Genomic DNA, 14,926 nt, shown 5'->3' on the forward strand with positions numbered 1-14,926 from the left:
CCTGCCATGCGCCTTCAGCAGTTGCCTGAAGTGGCTGTCCGCATCGGGTCATATCATCCCGAGCAACAGCAAGACCAGCAGAATCACCAATACCACGCCAATAATGCCGGATGGGCCATAGCCCCAACTACGCGAGTGGGGGAAGACCGGTAAGCCACCGATCAGCAGCAGAATCAGGATGATGATAAGGATCGTGGTCATGGTGGAGTCCTTGCGTGGTTGAGGGGCAAGGGCCTCGAATTGCAGGCCTCTTGATAAATCGGACCGGCGCCGCTTGCGAAAGATTCCATTGGTGTATCGCGTGTACCGGCCTCTTCGCAGCACAAGGCCGATATGCTCGTGAAAATGCGCGCTCAGCCCCATTCAAGAGGAATGGTCTGTAGGAGAAGTTACTCTGAAATGTAGGGCTCTTCTGAATTACAGGGGAACTATTGAGTAGCCGAATGCCTGGCAGGCAGTCTCCGGTTTTCCATTTGGCAGGAGGATCGGCACATGTTGGTAATCGGGCGTGAAGTGGGGGAAATCATCGTGATTGGCGATAACATCCGCATCATGGTGGCGGATGTCCGGGAGGGCGTGGTGCGTTTTGGCGTGGACGCCCCGCGCTCGGTGCCGGTGCACCGGGCCGAGGTGTACAAGCGCATAAAGGAGGCCAAGCAAGGCGAGGCCTGATGTTGCCATCAGCATCCCTACGCAGTCTTGCCCGCGAAGGGGGCCGAGTCTGCTAGTCGAGCAATTCGCGGGGCACATCGTGCTTGGCCAGCAACTGGCACTGCTGGCTCTCCAGGTCGAACAATATGAACGCCTGCCCCTTGGCCAATGCCTGGCGTACCCGCAGCACACGGGTTTCCAGCGGGGTGTCGTCGCCATTGTCGGTGCCGTCGCGGGTAACGAAGTCTTCGATCAGGCGGGTCAGGGTTTCAGCTTGCAGTTGGTCGTAGGGGATCAGCATGGTGGGCGGCGTCTTGGTATTGGTGCAGGCATGCTACGCGAAACCTTGGGGAATTTGGGGCCGCATGGCGGCCCCGAAGCCCTCAGCCCTTGTTACCCACCAGGCTGTCCACTGCTGGCACCCGCGTGTCGCTCTCCATCTGCGCATCGTGCTCCAGCTGGTGGCTGAAGCGTTCCAACGATGCATTGGCCGGCTGCGAATCACTGGCAAACACAGGCGGGCTCAGCAGGTACGCCGACAACAACCGGCTCAGCGCCGCCAGGCTGTCGATATGCGTGCGTTCGTAACCGTGGGTGGCATCGCAACCGAACGCCACCAGCGCGGTACGAATATCGTGCCCGGCAGTCACCGCCGAATGGGCATCGCTGAAGTAGTAGCGGAACAGGTCGCGCCGCACCGGCAAGTCATGGTCGCCGGCCAGTTTCAGCAGGTGCCGGGACAGGTGGTAGTCGTAAGGCCCGGACGAGTCTTGCATCGCCACACTGACCGCATGCTCGCTGGAGGCTTGCCCAGGCGCCACCGGGGCGATGTCGATGCCGACGAACTCGCTGACGTCCCAGGGCAGGGCGCCAGCTGCGCCCGAGCCGGTTTCCTCGGTGATGGTGAACAGCGGGTGGCAGTCGATCAGTGGCTGGCGACCGCTTTCCACCACGGCCTTCAATGCCGCCAGCAATGCGGCTACGCCAGCCTTGTCGTCCAGGTGACGGGCGCTGATGTGGCCGCTTTCGGTGAACTCGGGCAATGGGTCGAAGGCCACGAAGTCACCAATGCTGATACCCAGTGCCTCACAGTCGGCGCGGGTGGCGCAGTAGGCATCCAGACGCACTTCCACATGCTCCCAGCTCACCGGCATCTGATCGATGGCGGTATTGAAGGCATGCCCGCTGGCCATCAGCGGCAGCACGCTGCCACGGAATACGCCGGTGTCGGTGAATACGCTGACCCGGCTACCTTCGGCAAAGCGGCTGGACCAGCAGCCGACGGGCGCCAAGGCCAGGCGGCCATTGTCCTGCAATTGGCGCACGCTGGCGCCGATGGTATCCAGGTGGGCAGAGACGGCGCGGTCGGGCGAGGTCTGCCGGCCCTTCAGCGTGGCGCGGATGGTGCCGCGGCGGGTTAGCTCGAAGGGGATGCCCAACTCATCCAGGCGTTCGGCCACGTAGCGCACGATGGTGTCGGTGAAGCCGGTGGGGCTGGGGATGGCGAGCATTTCCAGCAGCACGCGTTTGAGGTAGTCGAGATCGGGTTCGGGGAGTCGTTCGGACATGTCCAGGCCTCCGGTCGGGTTAAAATTTCGCAGTCCTTGTGGGAGCGGCCTTGTGTCGCGAAAGGGCCGCAAAGCGGCCCCGGCAATATCGGCAGCGAAGCTGAGATCCTAGGGGCGCTTCGCACCCCATTCGCGACACAAGGCCGCTCCCACAAAAAGCCGAGCAGTTGTCAGGCCAACGGCCGGCTATGGGGAAACAGCAGGTCGATAAAACGCTCGGCCGTGGGCTGCGGTTCATGGTTGGCCAGGCCAGCACGTTCGTTGGCCTCGATGATCACGTACTCCGGCTGCCCGGCATCGCGCACCATGAAGTCCAGCCCAACCACCGGAATTTCCAGTGCCCGTGCCGCCCGCACGGCAGCATCGGCCAGCACCGGGTGCAGGCGTTCGGTGACATCTTCCAGGGTGCCGCCGGTGTGCAGGTTGGCCGTGCGCCGCACGGCCAGGCGCTGGCCGGCCGGCAACACGTCGTCATAGCCAACGCCCGCTGCGCGCAAGGTGCGCTCGGTTTCGTCGTCCAGCGGAATGCGGCTTTCGCCACCTGTGGCGGCCTGGCGGCGACGGCTCTGGGCTTCGATCAACTGGCGCACACTGTGCTTACCGTCGCCCAGCACCTGCGCTGGGTGGCGGATGGCCGCGGCCACCACCTCGTAGCCGATCACCACGATGCGCAGGTCGAACCCGGCATGGAAGCTTTCCAGCAGCACGCGGCTGTCGAACTGGCGGGCGTGTGCCACGGCGCGGGTGATGTCGTCGATGCAGGTCAGGTTCACCGCCACGCCCTGGCCTTGCTCGCCATCGACCGGCTTGACCACCACCGCGCCATGCTCTTCGAGAAACGCCAGGTTGTCATCGGCATTGCCCGCCAGCTGTTGCGCGGGCACCTGCAGCCCGGCGTTGTGCAGGGCGTGCTGGGTCAGGCGTTTGTCCTGGCACAGGGTCATGGTCACGGCACTGGTCAGGTCGCTGAGCGATTCCCGGCAGCGAATGCGCCGCCCGCCCAGGCTCAGGGTGAAAAGGCCGCCAGCGGCGTCATCGACCTGCACTTCGATGCCCCGGCGTAGCGCCTCGTCGACGATGATGCGAGCGTAGGGGTTGAGGTCGGCTTGCGGGCCAGGCCCGAGGAACAGTTGCTCGTTGATACCGTTCTTGCGCTTGACTGCGAAGGTGGGCAGGTTGCGAAAACCCAGTTTCTGGTAAAGGCGCTTGGCCTGGCGGTTGTCGTGCAGCACTGACAGGTCCAGGTAAGCCAGGCCACGGCTCATGAAGTGTTCGATCAGGTGGCGCACCAGCACTTCACCCACGCCGGGGCGGGTGCAGTGTGGGTCCACCGCCAGGCACCACAGGCTGCTGCCATGCTCGGGGTCATCGAACGCCTTGGTGTGGTTCAGGCCCATGACGCTGCCGATAATCGCGCCGCTGTCTTCGTCCTCTGCCAGCCAATACACCGGGCCACCCAAGTGCCGGGGGGTAAGCAGCTCGGCGTCGACGGGGAGCATCCCGCGCGCCTGGTACAGCGTGTTGATCGCCTGCCAGTCGGCGGGGTTCTGTGCCCGGCGCACGCGGAAGCCGCGAAATACCCGCTGCGCCGGGCGGTAGTCGGTGAACCACAGGCGCAGGGTGTCGGACGGGTCGAGGAACAGCTGCTGGGGGGCCTGGGCCAGCACCTGCTGCGGTGCGGCCACGTACAGGGCGATGTCGCGTTCGCCCGGGTGCTCGTCGAGCAGATCCTCGGCCAGGGAAGCCGGGTCGGGGTAGGTGTGGCCTATCAACAGCCGGCCCCAGCCGCAGTGCACGGCACGCGGTTGGTCGTGGGGCTGGCTGCCGTCGCCGGCCAGGCGCGCCTGCAGGCGCTCGTAGGACGGCGCCTGGCCGCGCAGCAGGCGCTGACCATAAGCGATTTCATGGGCTTTCATCGGTCAGATTCCTTGTTCGCTCAGCCACAGGTTCAGCGCCGCCAGTTGCCACAGCTTGGAACCGCGCAATGGCGTCAGCTGGCCGTGCGGGTTGCTCAGCAGGCGGTCGAGCATGGTCGGGTTGAACAACCCTCGGTCCTGGCTGGGGTCGGTCAACAGTTCGCGTACCCAGCCCAAGGTGGCACCTTCCAGATGCTTCAGGCCCGGTACCGGGAAGTAACCCTTCTTGCGGTCGATCACCTCATGCGGGATCACCCGTCGCGCTGCCTGCTTGAGCACCTGCTTGCCGCCGTCGGGCAGCTTGAAGCGTGCGGGAATGCGTGCCGACAGTTCCACCAGGCGGTAATCGAGGAACGGCGTCCGCGCCTCCAGGCCCCAGGCCATGGTCATGTTGTCCACCCGCTTGACCGGGTCGTCGACCAGCATCACGGTGCTGTCCAGGCGCAGGGCCTTGTCCACGGCAGCCGGTGCGCCGGGGCGCGCGAAGTGTTCGCGCACGAAGTCGCCGGCAGCGTCGGTTTCCAGCAGCCAGGGGGCCTGCACGGTGTCGCGGTATTCGGCGTGGCTGCGGTCGAAGAAGGCGTCACGGTAGGCCGCATAGGCATCGTCGGCGCCGTCCACCTGCGGGTACCAGTGGTAACCGGCGAACAGCTCATCGGCACCCTGGCCGCTCTGTACGCCTTTGCAGTGTTTGGCCACTTCCCGCGACAGCAGGTAGAAGGCGATGCAGTCGTGGCTGACCATCGGCTCACTCATGGCGCGGAAGGCGGCCGGCAGTTGGTCGATGATTTCGTGTTCGGCAATGCGCAACTGGTGGTGACGGGTGCCATAGTGTTTGGCGATCAGGTCCGAATACTGGAACTCGTCGCCGCGCTCGCCGCCGGCATCTTCAAAGCCGATGGAGAAGGTCGACAGGTCGTCAACGCCCACTTCGCGCAGCAAGCCGACCAGCAGGCTGGAATCGACGCCGCCGGACAGCAACACACCCACATCGACGGCTGCCCGCTGGCGGATGGCTACGGCGTCGCGGGTGGCGTCGAGTACGCGGGTGGTCCAGCCTTCCAGATCAAGTTCACGCTCGTCCGGGTTGGGGCCGTACTTCAGCCGCCACCAGGTCTGGCGTTCCACTTCGCCATGGCAGTCGATGCGCATCCAGGTGCCGGGCTCCAGCTTCTGCACATTGGCCAGCAGGGTGCGTGGTGCCGGTACCACGGCGTGGAAGTTCAGGTAGTGGTTGAGGGCCACGGGGTCGAGCATCGGGTCGATGTCGCCGCCCTTGAGCAGTGCCGGCAGGGTCGAGGCAAAGCGCAGGCGCTCGCCGTTGCGCGACAGGTACAGGGGTTTGACGCCCAGGCGGTCGCGGGCCAGGAACAGGCGCTGGTTGTCGCGCTCCCAGATGGCCAGGGCAAACATGCCGTTGAGCTTGGGCAGCAGCGCCGCGCCCCAGGCGTGGTAGCCCTTGAGCAGCACCTCGGTGTCGCCATCGGACCAGAACTGGTAACCCAGGTCTTGCAGTTCCTGGCGCAGCTCGGGGAAGTTGTAGATGGCGCCGTTGAAGGCCAGCGACAGGCCTAGGGTGTTGTCGACCATCGGCTGCGCCGAGCCGTCGGACAGGTCCATGATCTTCAACCGCCGGTGGCCAAGGGCAATCGGCCCCTGGCTATGGAAGCCCCAGGCATCCGGGCCACGCGGGGCCAGGTGATGGGTAATGCGCTCTACCGCAGCCAGGTCGGCTGGGCGAGGGGCTTGGTCGATGGGGGTGAAACGTAACTCTCCTGCTAATCCGCACATGTAACGTAAACCCTTTGAGTTTCGGCACTCTTGGCGTTACTGGCTTTTAGCTCGTACCATTTTTGTACCACTTTCCAGCGATTTCAGCTTATCAAGCTCAGCCCAGTCATTCGGCGAGTTGATCCACTTCGCGTATGTCGAAAGCAGCACCTGTACGCTATGCCCAAGTTGCGCGGCGATGAATGCCGGGTTCATGCCGGCCATCAGGCACATGGTCGCGTACGTGTGGCGCGTGTCGTACATCCTGCGGCGCCTGATACCAAGCTTCCGTAGGGCTGCCAGCCAGTAGCGTTTTTGACTCGTCTCGGAGCGAATGAACATCTCCGAGCGGTCACCCGTCCCACTGGGCGCGAACACATAATCTGAACGGGCCTCGGTGAGCGGTCTAGCTTTTTCGAGCGCATGCAGGGCGCGATCGTTCAATAAAACTTTCCGGGAACGCTTCGTTTTGGTGCGATCCTGGATCACTCCACGGATCTGAATGCGGCAAACGTTGGCAGTCTTTCCGCGCCTGTCGATTTCGCTCCAGCGCAAAGCCATCACCTCGCCCGGCCGCATGCCGGTGTAGAAACAGAACTCGAAATAGGCCGCGTAAATTGCCGTCATGCCGCTCGTCGTTTCGTACAGATGAGCAATGATCGAATCCGCTTCCTCTTTGGTGAAAGGGTCGACCTCACGCTTCGGCACTTTGGCGCCTGGGATAGACAGGGCCGGGTTTCGAACAATCAACTCGTCCGTCACCGCCTGCTGGAAGATCGACACCAGTAGGCCGACCACGCCCTTGCGGCGTACCGGGGAAGTCCACTTGATATCGTTCATGATCTTGCGCAGGAGCACTGACGTGATGGTGTCGATCGGCTTCTCGGCCAGGTACGGAACCCAATACACCTGCAGGGCAGAGCGGTAGTTTTTCCGGGTTCCCTCCACGATCTGCAGGCTGTTGAGCCAGTCCTGCGCGTAATCGAAGAAGATCGGCGTAGTTTGCTCCTGAACCACCACGCTTCGGGTATTTGGGAACAGCTCGGCGTACTTCTCTGCCGTCAGGGCGCCGAGCTTGTCCAACCCCTTTACTTGAGCACGTAGACTCGCTGCTGCTGCGATCCCTTTCGGGGTCTGAGGGAGGGCGAGCGTCTCGCAGCACCGCTTCTTGTTCCAGGTGAAGCGAATTCGGATTGAGCGCCCGACAAGCTCGACTCCGGCCGGCAGGTCCACAGGCTTTCGATCCATTCGTCATATCTCCTTTTGCTGTACATTATCCTGCCGTTGATCTTCATCCACACCCAGTTGGGGATGATGCCTTTCTCGCGCTTGCGTTGGAGCGCCTTCGCTGTACACCCCACCAACTCGCCCATCCGTTTCTCGGTGACCTTGTCATGCACATGGTCGTCGGGCAGATTCTCTGCTGCTGCCATCGCTATTCCTCCTGACGCGTCAGGTTTTGGTTGTCACGCCGATCTGTCACGTCAGTCGGCCGGCGCAGATCTCGCCGCGCATTCACCGCCCGCAACACCGTGTTAACTGCTGAGCTGATCCGCGCCTTCTGAACCTCGGTGAGCTGCTCCGCTGAGGTGTCGGCATAGTTGCTATCCAGATGCAGCGCATCGCATGCCGCCTGGAAGTCAGACGTGTATAGGTGGCCCTCGGCGCTCTTGGCCCGCTGGCGCCAGTAGGCAGCCCGGTCATGCAGCGCTTCAAACTCGGCCAGCAGGGCGAGGACATTGGCCGGATTGGCGCCAGCGATGAAAGCCGCATTGGCGCGGCACTCTTCATCCGTTTTAACCCGGCAGTTGGCGAAGGCCTCCGCGATCATCCCGCTGTTCTCATGCGCCACGTAGGCGTACAGGAGGTGGCCGTGCTCATTGACGTACTCACCCTCTGTGACCCACTGGCCAGGAGTAGCGGCCAGCGCCAGGGCTTTCAGCTTGTCTTTGTCGATGCTCATGGTCGATCCTCCCAGTCCCAGCTCAGCTTCGGATCAATCGGCGGGTGAGCCTGCAGGGTGTTCAGGTCCAGCAGCGTGAAGCGGCCATCCATCCAGCCACCGGTGTCGATGTGGTAGACGTTACCCAGCACCGCCGGGCGCCGAACCGGGGTGTGACCGACCACCACCGCCCGTATGCCGCCAACACCGTGGTGCTGCTCGTGGGTGATTCTGCTGCGCGACCACTGCACCGCCTCCTCGACATTGCGCATGCCCGGCATGCAGCCTTCGGCCCAGGACTTGAGCATCTGCCAGGTCGGGAAAGGGCAGTCGGCGTGCACTATCCCGACCAGGCCCTGGGGCGTCATGACCTCGATGATCAGCGGCAGGTCGGCCAGCAGTTCTACGTAGCAGGCCTGTTCCACGGATGATCTGGCATAGAGCCATGCACCGCCGTTGGAAAGGTGCACGTCACCTATGCGGCCCGAGGGATCAAGCCGGTATGCCTCGATCGCCATCTGCTCGTGGTTTCCGCGCACGGCGTGGAACCATGGCCTGGCCAGCCAGGTGTCCACCTGGTCAGACTCGGGCCCGCGGTCGACCAGGTCACCTACCGAGAACAGCCGATCAGTGGCAGGATCAAAGCTGACCGCGTCCAGGGCGCGCTGCAGGCGGGTAAAGTGCCCGTGAATGTCGCCCACCGCGAGGTCGCGGCCGGCGGTGTTGATGGGGAAGTGCCTCAGGATGCTCACGACAGCACCCCCGTGGCCCGTGCAGCGGAGGCGACGATGAAGAAGGACACCACGAAGGCAGAGGCAGCCAGCATGGGGTGGCCGCTGTAGATCAGCGCGTAGAGCTGGAATCCTGTGCTGGGCAAGCTGATCCACCAGTAGCGCAGAATCCGATCGGCCACTTCACCGGTTACGGTCCCTGATGCCCAGCCGATCCAGGCCATGGCGTTGAAGGCCACAGTGACGTAGAAGGCGAAGCGGCTGAGCGGGGCACCTCCGAACAGCAGTGACAGGCTGATGACGGCGCTGATAGCGGTGGAGATCAGGGTCTGGATCATGTCCGACCTCCCGCCAGCGCCGCCAGCTCAGCCACCAGCGCCTCTGCGCGCCCGTAGAACTTCCCGGCGTCCTCGTTCACGAACCGTTCGAGCACGGTAGCCACGGCTTGCTGGTTGGCCAGGCCGCGCAGATCGGCGCTGGCCACGGCTGCATCGGTCGATGGCTCATGTACGAAGGTCTCTTGGCTGATCACCAGGGTGCGCACCGGGCGAATACCCTTGCACTTGCTGGCCCAGTTGGTAGTCGGTGTACACCAGGGCAGCATGTGTAGGCACCAAGAGCTTCCGGCGGAGTTCTGCGTGCTGGACCAGTAGTCCATGTGGGTGAAGGCCTGGGTCGGCCCGCCGGCACGGAGAGCGCTGTAGTAACGGTCCCAGTCCGGCAGTTGGAGAAGGTTCGCCCGCATGACCTGCAATTGCTCAATACTTGGCAGATGCCACCCTCGCTGCCCACGGATGGTCATTCCAAGCACCTTCCGGGCGATCGCACTACCGGCCTCGGCCATGGCGCGGGTGTTCTCCAGGCCGTCATGGAACGACAGGGCGCCGCGGACGTTCACGCGCGGGCCGGGTTGCTCCCACCACTGGGCAGCGGTCTCGAACTCACGGCCGGCGTCGATGACAGCGTGCTCGGCGCCGTCGAAGAAGATCCGGCCGGCGAAGAAGCCGCCGCTCAGGGGCTGACCCACGGCGGGGAGGGCGGCGGGGTTGATTGCTCTGCGCTTGATCATGGCAGCCTCCGGAAATGGTCGGCCAGCACCCGGCGACCGTCCAGGCCGCAAGCGGTGGACAGGTCGAGCACTTGGCCAAAGGTGGTTTGACGGTGCTGCAGGGCTTCCCACAGCAACAGGAGCATGCAGGCCTGAGTCATGGCAGCTGCTCCTGCACCACCTGTTGCTGCAGGGCCTGCACGCGCAGGGCGGTGTCAATCTCCTGATCCAGCTCTTCGCCGGATAGCCAGTTATCGCCGCGCACCACCAGCAGGTCTTCGTCGGGATCTTCGATTCGCTCTCGGTCACGCAACCAGCGGTATCGGCGAGCATCGGCCACCAGCTTGACGTGGTCGTCGATGTTGAACGCCTTGCAAAAAGCTGGCTCGCTCTTCTCGGCCATGTACCGCATTGCGTCGTTGATATGGCTGTACTGCAGGTCACCCTCGACCACGACATGGCGCAGCGCGACAGACAAGAAATCCAGCACCTGCACGTCGCTCCAAGGCGCATACACGTACGCAGATCCTTGCGAGTTCGCACCCATCAGAGCTTTCTCAAGCTCGGCCTGCAGGTCGCCCTTGCTTGCGCCGGCGATCACTGCCAGGCCGCGACCGATCGAAACGTGCGCGCCGAGCAGGGCGAACGGCAAGACCTGTTCCAGACTTCCGCCCTCAGGTGCGCGCAGCACCAGGGTGATACGGTCAGGCGCTTGCATGTTGAACCCCCTTGGCTTCTGTTGCTTGGGCGAGCGCATCGAGGAGGGCGTTGGCGCGCGCACGCCCATCCAGCTCGTTGCGGATCGCGGTGACGATCAAGCTGTTCATGCTGCGGTCATCTGCGTTGGCTGCCGCTGCAACCTGGTCACGCATACCGTCAGGCAAGCGCACTACGAATTTGTCCGCTTCGCGGGAGCCGTATTCAAAGCTCATGGCTCACCTCCTCTCCCTTTTGCGCCTGAATGCGCTCGTAGATTTCCTGGCGGTGCACTTCAACGTCCGACGGCGCTTCAATACCCAGGCGAACCTGCATGCCGTTGACGCCAAGGACGGTGACGCTGATGTCATCATTGATGCGGATGGTTTCGCCTACGCGGCGGGTCAAGATCAACATGGTCAAACTCCTGTAGGGGAGGGGTGGTGACCATCACCACCCCTTGAGATCACTTGATGCCGATGAAGGGCAGAGGGGCCTGGCCACCGGTGTAGGTAGGCAGCTTGCCGTCCCACTTCTCCACCGCATTCAGGGTCACTACGTCGGGGTTGGCGCGCAGAGCCTGGGCGCGGACCTCGATGGCCTGTGCGTCAGCTTTCGCGATCAGCAACTTGGCGTCAGCCTCGCCCTGTGCCCGCGCGCGCTCCTTATCAGCCTCGGCTTTGGCCTGGGCCACTTCGTTACGGCGCTGCTCGGCCATCTGGGTGGCCTGGATCTTGGCGTTCAGGCTGGCGGTGACCTGTGGTGGCAGGGCTAGGTCGGAGGCGTAGTAGATCCGCTCTAGGTTGATGCCGATCGGCGCCACCTGAGTGCGGACGCGCTGCTCGACCGCCAGCAGCAGGTCAGCCTTGCCTTGCCCGTACACGCTTTCCACCGGCAGCTTCGAAGCCACGTCGTTGAAGGCGTCACGGACCATGTTGCGCAGGAACTTGTTGGTGATCTCGTCGATGCCGGCGCGGTACTTCTGGAACAGGGTGGTGACCTTGTCCGGCGCCACGGCATAGGTGATGCCCACGTCGCCGCCAACCTTCATGCCCTCGACGGTCTGGAAAGTGATGGTTTCGTCGCCGGTCCAGGTCTCGGTTTGGGTGAAGGTCGGGAACAGATACAGCTCTTCGTTGATGCCGACCCAGTACTTGCCGGTACCGACTTCCTTGAGCTCAACGCCTTTTTCCGAGCCGTACAGGTTGACGATGACCCCGACATTGCCTGCCGGAACCTTCGAGCACCCGCCCAGGACGGCGAGAGCGCACAGCGATACAGCAGCGAGTAAACGCTTCATTGGTCTTCCTCTTTGGTGATTGCCGCTTGAGTGCGGCGCTTGTTGAAAAGGTGGTAGGCAAGCGTGATCGACGCGATCAGCCAGATGGCGAGCAGCGCCAAGCCGATGATCACTAGGCCGTCCGACTCGCTGCTGATCAGGGCTGGCGCGATGAAGCGCACCACCGCCAGCGAAATGACCAGGTACAAGAAGGCGCAGGTCAGGTTGATCAGCAGGTCCAGCGTTTTGATTGAAGGGAGCTTCATCACTTTCTCCAGGGCGAGCAGGGCCCCGCCGCGTTTGTTGGCTTTCGAGTGAAGTTGAGGTGTTACTTATTGGTTAGCGCAAACCATGCACATCCAAAAGTTCGCACAAGTCGTCGAATTTGCTTTCAAAGATGTGAACTTGAACTTCAAGTTGATTCTTCGGGTTCGTGACATTCTTGCCGTACTTCAAACCAGCATCGGTGAGCGCCCAAAACTCCTTGATACCCTTGGTCTTGCTCGGGCGTTCTTTCCGTTCGACCAGGCCGGCAGATTGCATGCACAAGTACGCTTTGCGAGCAGTTACTGGTAGGCCGGTCTTCTTGATGAGAGTGGCTAGGGCGGCTGTTGTGTGGCTGCTGCTGTCGCCGTCCGGCGCGTCAATCGCATACACCGGGAGCAGGTCGGCCTGGCCGATCTTCAGAGCATATTTTTGGTACATTCCTAAAGTTGCGGATGGTGGAAGATTCAAAGTTCGAGCCATCGACTCAATCAGGATCGTCGCGTCGTGGGCGCTTGGCTGCTGATGCACTTGAGGCATGCTATAAGTGCCGGTACGGCGAAGCGTCGGCAGCACATCCTCGAATACCCAGGCTTCGAACTCCTGAGCTGCGGGCATGGTGCTGTTGACGATCAAACGGAGGGTATCCGGTTCTGACAGAACGCGAAGATCCTGGACGCCACCTGCAGTCAAAAGGGGGTAACGTTTCGTTATACCCCTGCAATGGTCGCTCATGGCCTTACTGGCGTTGGTGTAGCCCAGCAAGTCACACACGTCTTTACCGACAAACCACGGGATTCCATCGTCCTCAGTGACGACACGGACCTGGGACTTGCGGAAGTTGAAAAGCGTTACGTTCATCTGGTATCTCCGAAAGGATGGGGGTCGCGTTTCGCTACCCCCTTCGCCCGGGCTTGGTCACCGCACAGAGCTCTCGTTGGAAAGCCCTCGACGCTGACCGGGCCATGTCAGCAGTAACCGTCCGCCTGTCGGGCCTCAACGATCTGGCGCACCTGGTCGTGGTCGAACACCAGGGCGGTTTGGAATCCGCTTGAGGCGGTACGGGCGCGCTTCGGTACATGGCCCAGGCGCATCACGTAGCGGCGAGCCGCGCTGCGGTCCATCTTCAGGAGCTCAGCCAGCTCCTTCATGGTGGTCAGTTTCGCCGGAGCAGGAGTGATGGCTGGTCCTACTGCTGCTTGGCTCGAATGCGAACTGATACCGATAGTCACGCTGATCATGGGTTTGTCCTGCGTTGAGGTTTGTTTGCGTTGGCGCTTACGCAGCCACCTGGAACTGCTCAACCCGCCGCGCCGCAACGCGAAGCTCGACCCGGCGTTCGCCACCACCGCCCCGACGAACCTTCAGCAGCACCTCATCGCTGACCGCGCCGTGTACTGCCAAGATCGCAGCCAAGATCGCGGCTGGTGAGATCAGTCCGCGCCTCATGGCTTCGCCGACAAGCGCCGCACGGCGGTTCACCTGTAGCTTGAACATCGCCGACGCCAGACGCTTTTTCACGCTGTCAGCCTGCACGCCCAAGTCACGCGCCAACTCCTTGCTTGTCTTCCCCTGGGCCACCCCAAGCACGCATTGCAGTTCACGCTCTGCCAGGCCGAGGCCGAGGAAGCCTTGCCACGATCCGATGGTGATGGTGGTTGCGGTGGTCATGGTGGCTCTCCTTGCGTTTGGCTGTTGTCCAAAGAGTACCAATTGGTAAATTCTTGTCAATACACCATGAAAAAATTACCAAAAAAAACCCGCAAAAGGCGGGCTTGGTAAATTTGGTAAAGGCTAGACCCTACTACCGCTCCAGATGTACACCACACGGGCAACCACCTTGACGCGATCTTCCATTTCTAGAGGAATCATCACTTCTTTAAATTGCTGATTATCCGAGAGAATACGCATTCCGCTCATATCTCTCTGGATGCGCTTGATCGTCAGCACCGAGCCGATTTGTACGACGTAAACCCCGTCATACAGGGCTTCCTGAACGCCCACGTCCACTATCAATGTGTCGCCGTGCTTGATGGTAGGCGTCATGCTATCCCCTAGGCCTGTCGAGACCCTTAGGTTAGAGATGTCAGTCATCGACATCGACCTACGCAGCCATGCTAGGTCAATAGTGATAGCGCGCACCGGAGTTTCACTCCAAATCTCACGCTGCCGACCGCCCCAGCTTTCCGGGATTTCAAGAACCGGGATGGATACTTGGCGGAACTCGTATTCGTGATCGTCGGTTGACACCCATTCCTTGACGCTCAATCCAGATCGGTCCTCTGGCGACCTGGCGGTCACAACTGCTGGCTCATCACCTGATTGATCCAGCCAGCCAGACGGCAGGTTACATAGCTCTTCTATCTGGCGAGCCAAGGATTCGCCGATGTTCCTCGAGTGCGAAGGATTATCGGAGAACAGGCGTGCTACATAGGAGGGCGAACGCTCAATCGCGCTAGCAAAGGCTGACTGGCGACCGCCGAAATGCGATCTAACCAGTTCTCGCAGACGTAGTCGACGCACGTTTCTTAAATGATTGGGGTCGTTGATATCCATGCCTAACTGTACCTTTTATTTCCCAAATGGAAAATTACCTTGAATTGGTACATTTCCTTGTGCAAGCTAGTTAAAAATGCACCATTGGGTAAATTCAATGAACCTGGCTGAATTCCTCGACGCCTTACCAAGGGGCGGCAAGAAGGTCATCGCATTGCGGCTTGGCGTCACCCCGTCATATCTATCTCGACTTGTGTCAGGCGATCGTTCCATTACAGCGGAAAGGGCGTTGCAGATCGAAGAAGTCACGGGTGGAGCAGTCTCTCGTCAAGAGTTACGCCCTGACCTTCAATGGAGCACCCCGAAGCGAGCCAAGAGCTACAGTAAATCCGCTCCGCCGACCATGCCTGCAACGATACCGGCAGCCTGCCATCAGCACAGCTCCACTGGAGTGGCTGTTAATCCATCCAGTACCTCGCAGGCCTCGCCATGAAGCCATCCCCATTCCAGTTTTTGCTGAGCGGCTGAATTTTCGACCGCCCACAAAAAAGCCCAGCCTTAGCTG

22 protein-coding genes are annotated in these 14,926 nt (G+C 61.7%); 2 read left to right on the plus strand and 20 right to left on the minus strand.

The features are described from left to right. Positions 1–48: 48 nt before the first annotated feature. Positions 49–201 (minus strand): DUF3309 family protein, encoded by a 153-nt coding sequence (locus AA098_RS07085; RefSeq protein WP_003252624.1) that lies wholly within the window; start codon positions 199–201, stop codon positions 49–51. A 291-nt stretch (positions 202–492) separates the two neighbouring features. Here AA098_RS07085 and csrA (AA098_RS07090) point away from each other — a divergent pair, with 291 nt between their 5' ends. Continuing rightward, positions 493–672, plus strand: a complete 180-nt coding sequence (gene csrA / locus AA098_RS07090; RefSeq protein ID WP_003252626.1) for a carbon storage regulator CsrA — start codon at positions 493–495, stop codon at positions 670–672. Positions 673–724: 52 nt separating this feature from the next. On the opposite strand, the gene AA098_RS07095 is transcribed toward csrA (AA098_RS07090), so the two are convergent. The 19 genes from AA098_RS07095 to AA098_RS28100 form a co-directional block, all read right to left on the minus strand. Further along, positions 725–952 (minus strand): YheU family protein, encoded by a 228-nt coding sequence (locus AA098_RS07095; protein ID WP_003252629.1) that lies wholly within the window; start codon positions 950–952, stop codon positions 725–727. Positions 953–1,034: 82 nt separating this feature from the next. Then, positions 1,035–2,219 (minus strand): osmoprotectant NAGGN system M42 family peptidase, encoded by a 1,185-nt coding sequence (locus AA098_RS07100; protein ID WP_003252630.1) that lies wholly within the window; start codon positions 2,217–2,219, stop codon positions 1,035–1,037. A gap of 170 nt (positions 2,220–2,389) precedes the next feature. After that, complete coding sequence (gene ngg, locus AA098_RS07105) at positions 2,390–4,135, minus strand: N-acetylglutaminylglutamine synthetase (protein WP_003252632.1); 1,746 nt, start codon at positions 4,133–4,135, stop codon at positions 2,390–2,392. A gap of 3 nt (positions 4,136–4,138) precedes the next feature. Then, a complete protein-coding gene (locus AA098_RS07110) occupies positions 4,139–5,926 on the minus strand; it encodes an N-acetylglutaminylglutamine amidotransferase (protein ID WP_064613962.1) in 1,788 nt (595 codons plus the stop codon). A 36-nt stretch (positions 5,927–5,962) separates the two neighbouring features. Beyond that, entirely contained in the window at positions 5,963–7,153 is a 1,191-nt protein-coding gene (locus tag AA098_RS07115; RefSeq protein ID WP_064613963.1) for a site-specific integrase, read from the minus strand. Between the two features lie 187 nt (positions 7,154–7,340). Further along, positions 7,341–7,868, minus strand: a complete 528-nt coding sequence (locus AA098_RS07120) for an ead/Ea22-like family protein (RefSeq protein WP_064613964.1) — start codon at positions 7,866–7,868, stop codon at positions 7,341–7,343. Further along, entirely contained in the window at positions 7,865–8,599 is a 735-nt protein-coding gene (locus AA098_RS07125; protein ID WP_064613965.1) for a metallophosphoesterase, read from the minus strand. The genes AA098_RS07120 and AA098_RS07125 overlap by 4 nt, the downstream gene beginning before the upstream one ends. Next, complete coding sequence (locus AA098_RS07130) at positions 8,596–8,916, minus strand: hypothetical protein (protein WP_064613966.1); 321 nt, start codon at positions 8,914–8,916, stop codon at positions 8,596–8,598. Before AA098_RS07130 ends, AA098_RS07125 begins: the two co-directional genes overlap by 4 nt. After that, positions 8,913–9,647, minus strand: coding sequence for a hypothetical protein (locus tag AA098_RS07135; RefSeq protein WP_064613967.1), 735 nt, complete (start codon positions 9,645–9,647; stop codon positions 8,913–8,915). The genes AA098_RS07130 and AA098_RS07135 overlap by 4 nt, the downstream gene beginning before the upstream one ends. Beyond that, positions 9,644–9,787, minus strand: a complete 144-nt coding sequence (locus tag AA098_RS29440) for a hypothetical protein (protein ID WP_177342668.1) — start codon at positions 9,785–9,787, stop codon at positions 9,644–9,646. The genes AA098_RS07135 and AA098_RS29440 overlap by 4 nt, the downstream gene beginning before the upstream one ends. After that, positions 9,784–10,344 carry a hypothetical protein gene (locus AA098_RS29725; protein WP_256545270.1) on the minus strand — a complete coding sequence of 187 codons (561 nt, stop codon included), beginning with the start codon at positions 10,342–10,344 and terminating at the stop codon, positions 9,784–9,786. Before AA098_RS29725 ends, AA098_RS29440 begins: the two co-directional genes overlap by 4 nt. Beyond that, a complete protein-coding gene (locus tag AA098_RS07145) occupies positions 10,331–10,558 on the minus strand; it encodes a YlcI/YnfO family protein (protein ID WP_064613968.1) in 228 nt (75 codons plus the stop codon). The genes AA098_RS29725 and AA098_RS07145 overlap by 14 nt, the downstream gene beginning before the upstream one ends. After that, on the minus strand, positions 10,548–10,739 hold the full coding sequence (csrA, locus tag AA098_RS07150) for a carbon storage regulator CsrA (protein WP_016489240.1): 192 nt from the start codon (positions 10,737–10,739) through the stop codon (positions 10,548–10,550). Before csrA (AA098_RS07150) ends, AA098_RS07145 begins: the two co-directional genes overlap by 11 nt. Before the next feature lie 49 nt (positions 10,740–10,788). Continuing rightward, on the minus strand, positions 10,789–11,622 hold the full coding sequence (locus AA098_RS07155) for an SPFH domain-containing protein (protein WP_064613969.1): 834 nt from the start codon (positions 11,620–11,622) through the stop codon (positions 10,789–10,791). Further along, the gene (locus tag AA098_RS07160) at positions 11,619–11,867 is read right to left on the minus strand and encodes a hypothetical protein (RefSeq protein WP_064613970.1); all 249 of its coding nucleotides are present in this window, start codon (positions 11,865–11,867) and stop codon (positions 11,619–11,621) included. The genes AA098_RS07155 and AA098_RS07160 overlap by 4 nt, the downstream gene beginning before the upstream one ends. Positions 11,868–11,940: 73 nt before the next feature. Beyond that, complete coding sequence (locus AA098_RS07165; protein WP_064613971.1) at positions 11,941–12,726, minus strand: BRO family protein; 786 nt, start codon at positions 12,724–12,726, stop codon at positions 11,941–11,943. 107 nt (positions 12,727–12,833) lie between these two features. Continuing rightward, positions 12,834–13,106, minus strand: a complete 273-nt coding sequence (locus AA098_RS07170) for a hypothetical protein (RefSeq protein ID WP_064613972.1) — start codon at positions 13,104–13,106, stop codon at positions 12,834–12,836. A 37-nt stretch (positions 13,107–13,143) separates the two neighbouring features. Then, the gene (locus tag AA098_RS07175; protein ID WP_064613973.1) at positions 13,144–13,536 is read right to left on the minus strand and encodes a response regulator transcription factor; all 393 of its coding nucleotides are present in this window, start codon (positions 13,534–13,536) and stop codon (positions 13,144–13,146) included. 123 nt (positions 13,537–13,659) lie between these two features. Then, a complete protein-coding gene (locus tag AA098_RS28100; RefSeq protein ID WP_082916859.1) occupies positions 13,660–14,421 on the minus strand; it encodes a S24 family peptidase in 762 nt (253 codons plus the stop codon). A gap of 97 nt (positions 14,422–14,518) precedes the next feature. On the opposite strand from AA098_RS28100, the gene AA098_RS30120 reads away from it, so the two are divergent. Next, entirely contained in the window at positions 14,519–14,854 is a 336-nt protein-coding gene (locus AA098_RS30120) for a YdaS family helix-turn-helix protein (protein WP_177342669.1), read from the plus strand. Positions 14,855–14,926: the final 72 nt, after the last annotated feature.

The sequence above is a fragment of the Pseudomonas sp. JY-Q genome (assembly GCF_001655295.1).
Taxonomy (GTDB): domain Bacteria; phylum Pseudomonadota; class Gammaproteobacteria; order Pseudomonadales; family Pseudomonadaceae; genus Aquipseudomonas; species Aquipseudomonas alloputida.

Excerpts from the sequence above, each read along its gene's own strand:
- AA098_RS07085 (WP_003252624.1), bottom strand. The coding sequence starts at position 201 with ATGACCACGATCCTTATCATCATCCTGATTCTGCTGCTGATCGGTGGC.
- csrA (WP_003252626.1), top strand. The coding sequence starts at position 493 with ATGTTGGTAATCGGGCGTGAAGTGGGGGAAATCATCGTGATTGGCGAT.
- AA098_RS07095 (WP_003252629.1), bottom strand. The coding sequence starts at position 952 with ATGCTGATCCCCTACGACCAACTGCAAGCTGAAACCCTGACCCGCCTG.
- AA098_RS07100 (WP_003252630.1), bottom strand. The coding sequence starts at position 2,219 with ATGTCCGAACGACTCCCCGAACCCGATCTCGACTACCTCAAACGCGTG.
- ngg (WP_003252632.1), bottom strand. The coding sequence starts at position 4,135 with ATGAAAGCCCATGAAATCGCTTATGGTCAGCGCCTGCTGCGCGGCCAG.
- AA098_RS07110 (WP_064613962.1), bottom strand. The coding sequence starts at position 5,926 with ATGTGCGGATTAGCAGGAGAGTTACGTTTCACCCCCATCGACCAAGCC.
- AA098_RS07115 (WP_064613963.1), bottom strand. The coding sequence starts at position 7,153 with ATGGATCGAAAGCCTGTGGACCTGCCGGCCGGAGTCGAGCTTGTCGGG.
- AA098_RS07120 (WP_064613964.1), bottom strand. The coding sequence starts at position 7,868 with ATGAGCATCGACAAAGACAAGCTGAAAGCCCTGGCGCTGGCCGCTACT.
- AA098_RS07130 (WP_064613966.1), bottom strand. The coding sequence starts at position 8,916 with ATGATCCAGACCCTGATCTCCACCGCTATCAGCGCCGTCATCAGCCTG.
- AA098_RS07135 (WP_064613967.1), bottom strand. The coding sequence starts at position 9,647 with ATGATCAAGCGCAGAGCAATCAACCCCGCCGCCCTCCCCGCCGTGGGT.
- AA098_RS29440 (WP_177342668.1), bottom strand. The coding sequence starts at position 9,787 with ATGACTCAGGCCTGCATGCTCCTGTTGCTGTGGGAAGCCCTGCAGCAC.
- AA098_RS29725 (WP_256545270.1), bottom strand. The coding sequence starts at position 10,344 with ATGCAAGCGCCTGACCGTATCACCCTGGTGCTGCGCGCACCTGAGGGC.
- AA098_RS07145 (WP_064613968.1), bottom strand. The coding sequence starts at position 10,558 with ATGAGCTTTGAATACGGCTCCCGCGAAGCGGACAAATTCGTAGTGCGC.
- csrA (WP_016489240.1), bottom strand. The coding sequence starts at position 10,739 with ATGTTGATCTTGACCCGCCGCGTAGGCGAAACCATCCGCATCAATGAT.
- AA098_RS07155 (WP_064613969.1), bottom strand. The coding sequence starts at position 11,622 with ATGAAGCGTTTACTCGCTGCTGTATCGCTGTGCGCTCTCGCCGTCCTG.
- AA098_RS07160 (WP_064613970.1), bottom strand. The coding sequence starts at position 11,867 with ATGAAGCTCCCTTCAATCAAAACGCTGGACCTGCTGATCAACCTGACC.
- AA098_RS07165 (WP_064613971.1), bottom strand. The coding sequence starts at position 12,726 with ATGAACGTAACGCTTTTCAACTTCCGCAAGTCCCAGGTCCGTGTCGTC.
- AA098_RS07170 (WP_064613972.1), bottom strand. The coding sequence starts at position 13,106 with ATGATCAGCGTGACTATCGGTATCAGTTCGCATTCGAGCCAAGCAGCA.
- AA098_RS07175 (WP_064613973.1), bottom strand. The coding sequence starts at position 13,536 with ATGACCACCGCAACCACCATCACCATCGGATCGTGGCAAGGCTTCCTC.
- AA098_RS28100 (WP_082916859.1), bottom strand. The coding sequence starts at position 14,421 with ATGGATATCAACGACCCCAATCATTTAAGAAACGTGCGTCGACTACGT.
- AA098_RS30120 (WP_177342669.1), top strand. The coding sequence starts at position 14,519 with ATGAACCTGGCTGAATTCCTCGACGCCTTACCAAGGGGCGGCAAGAAG.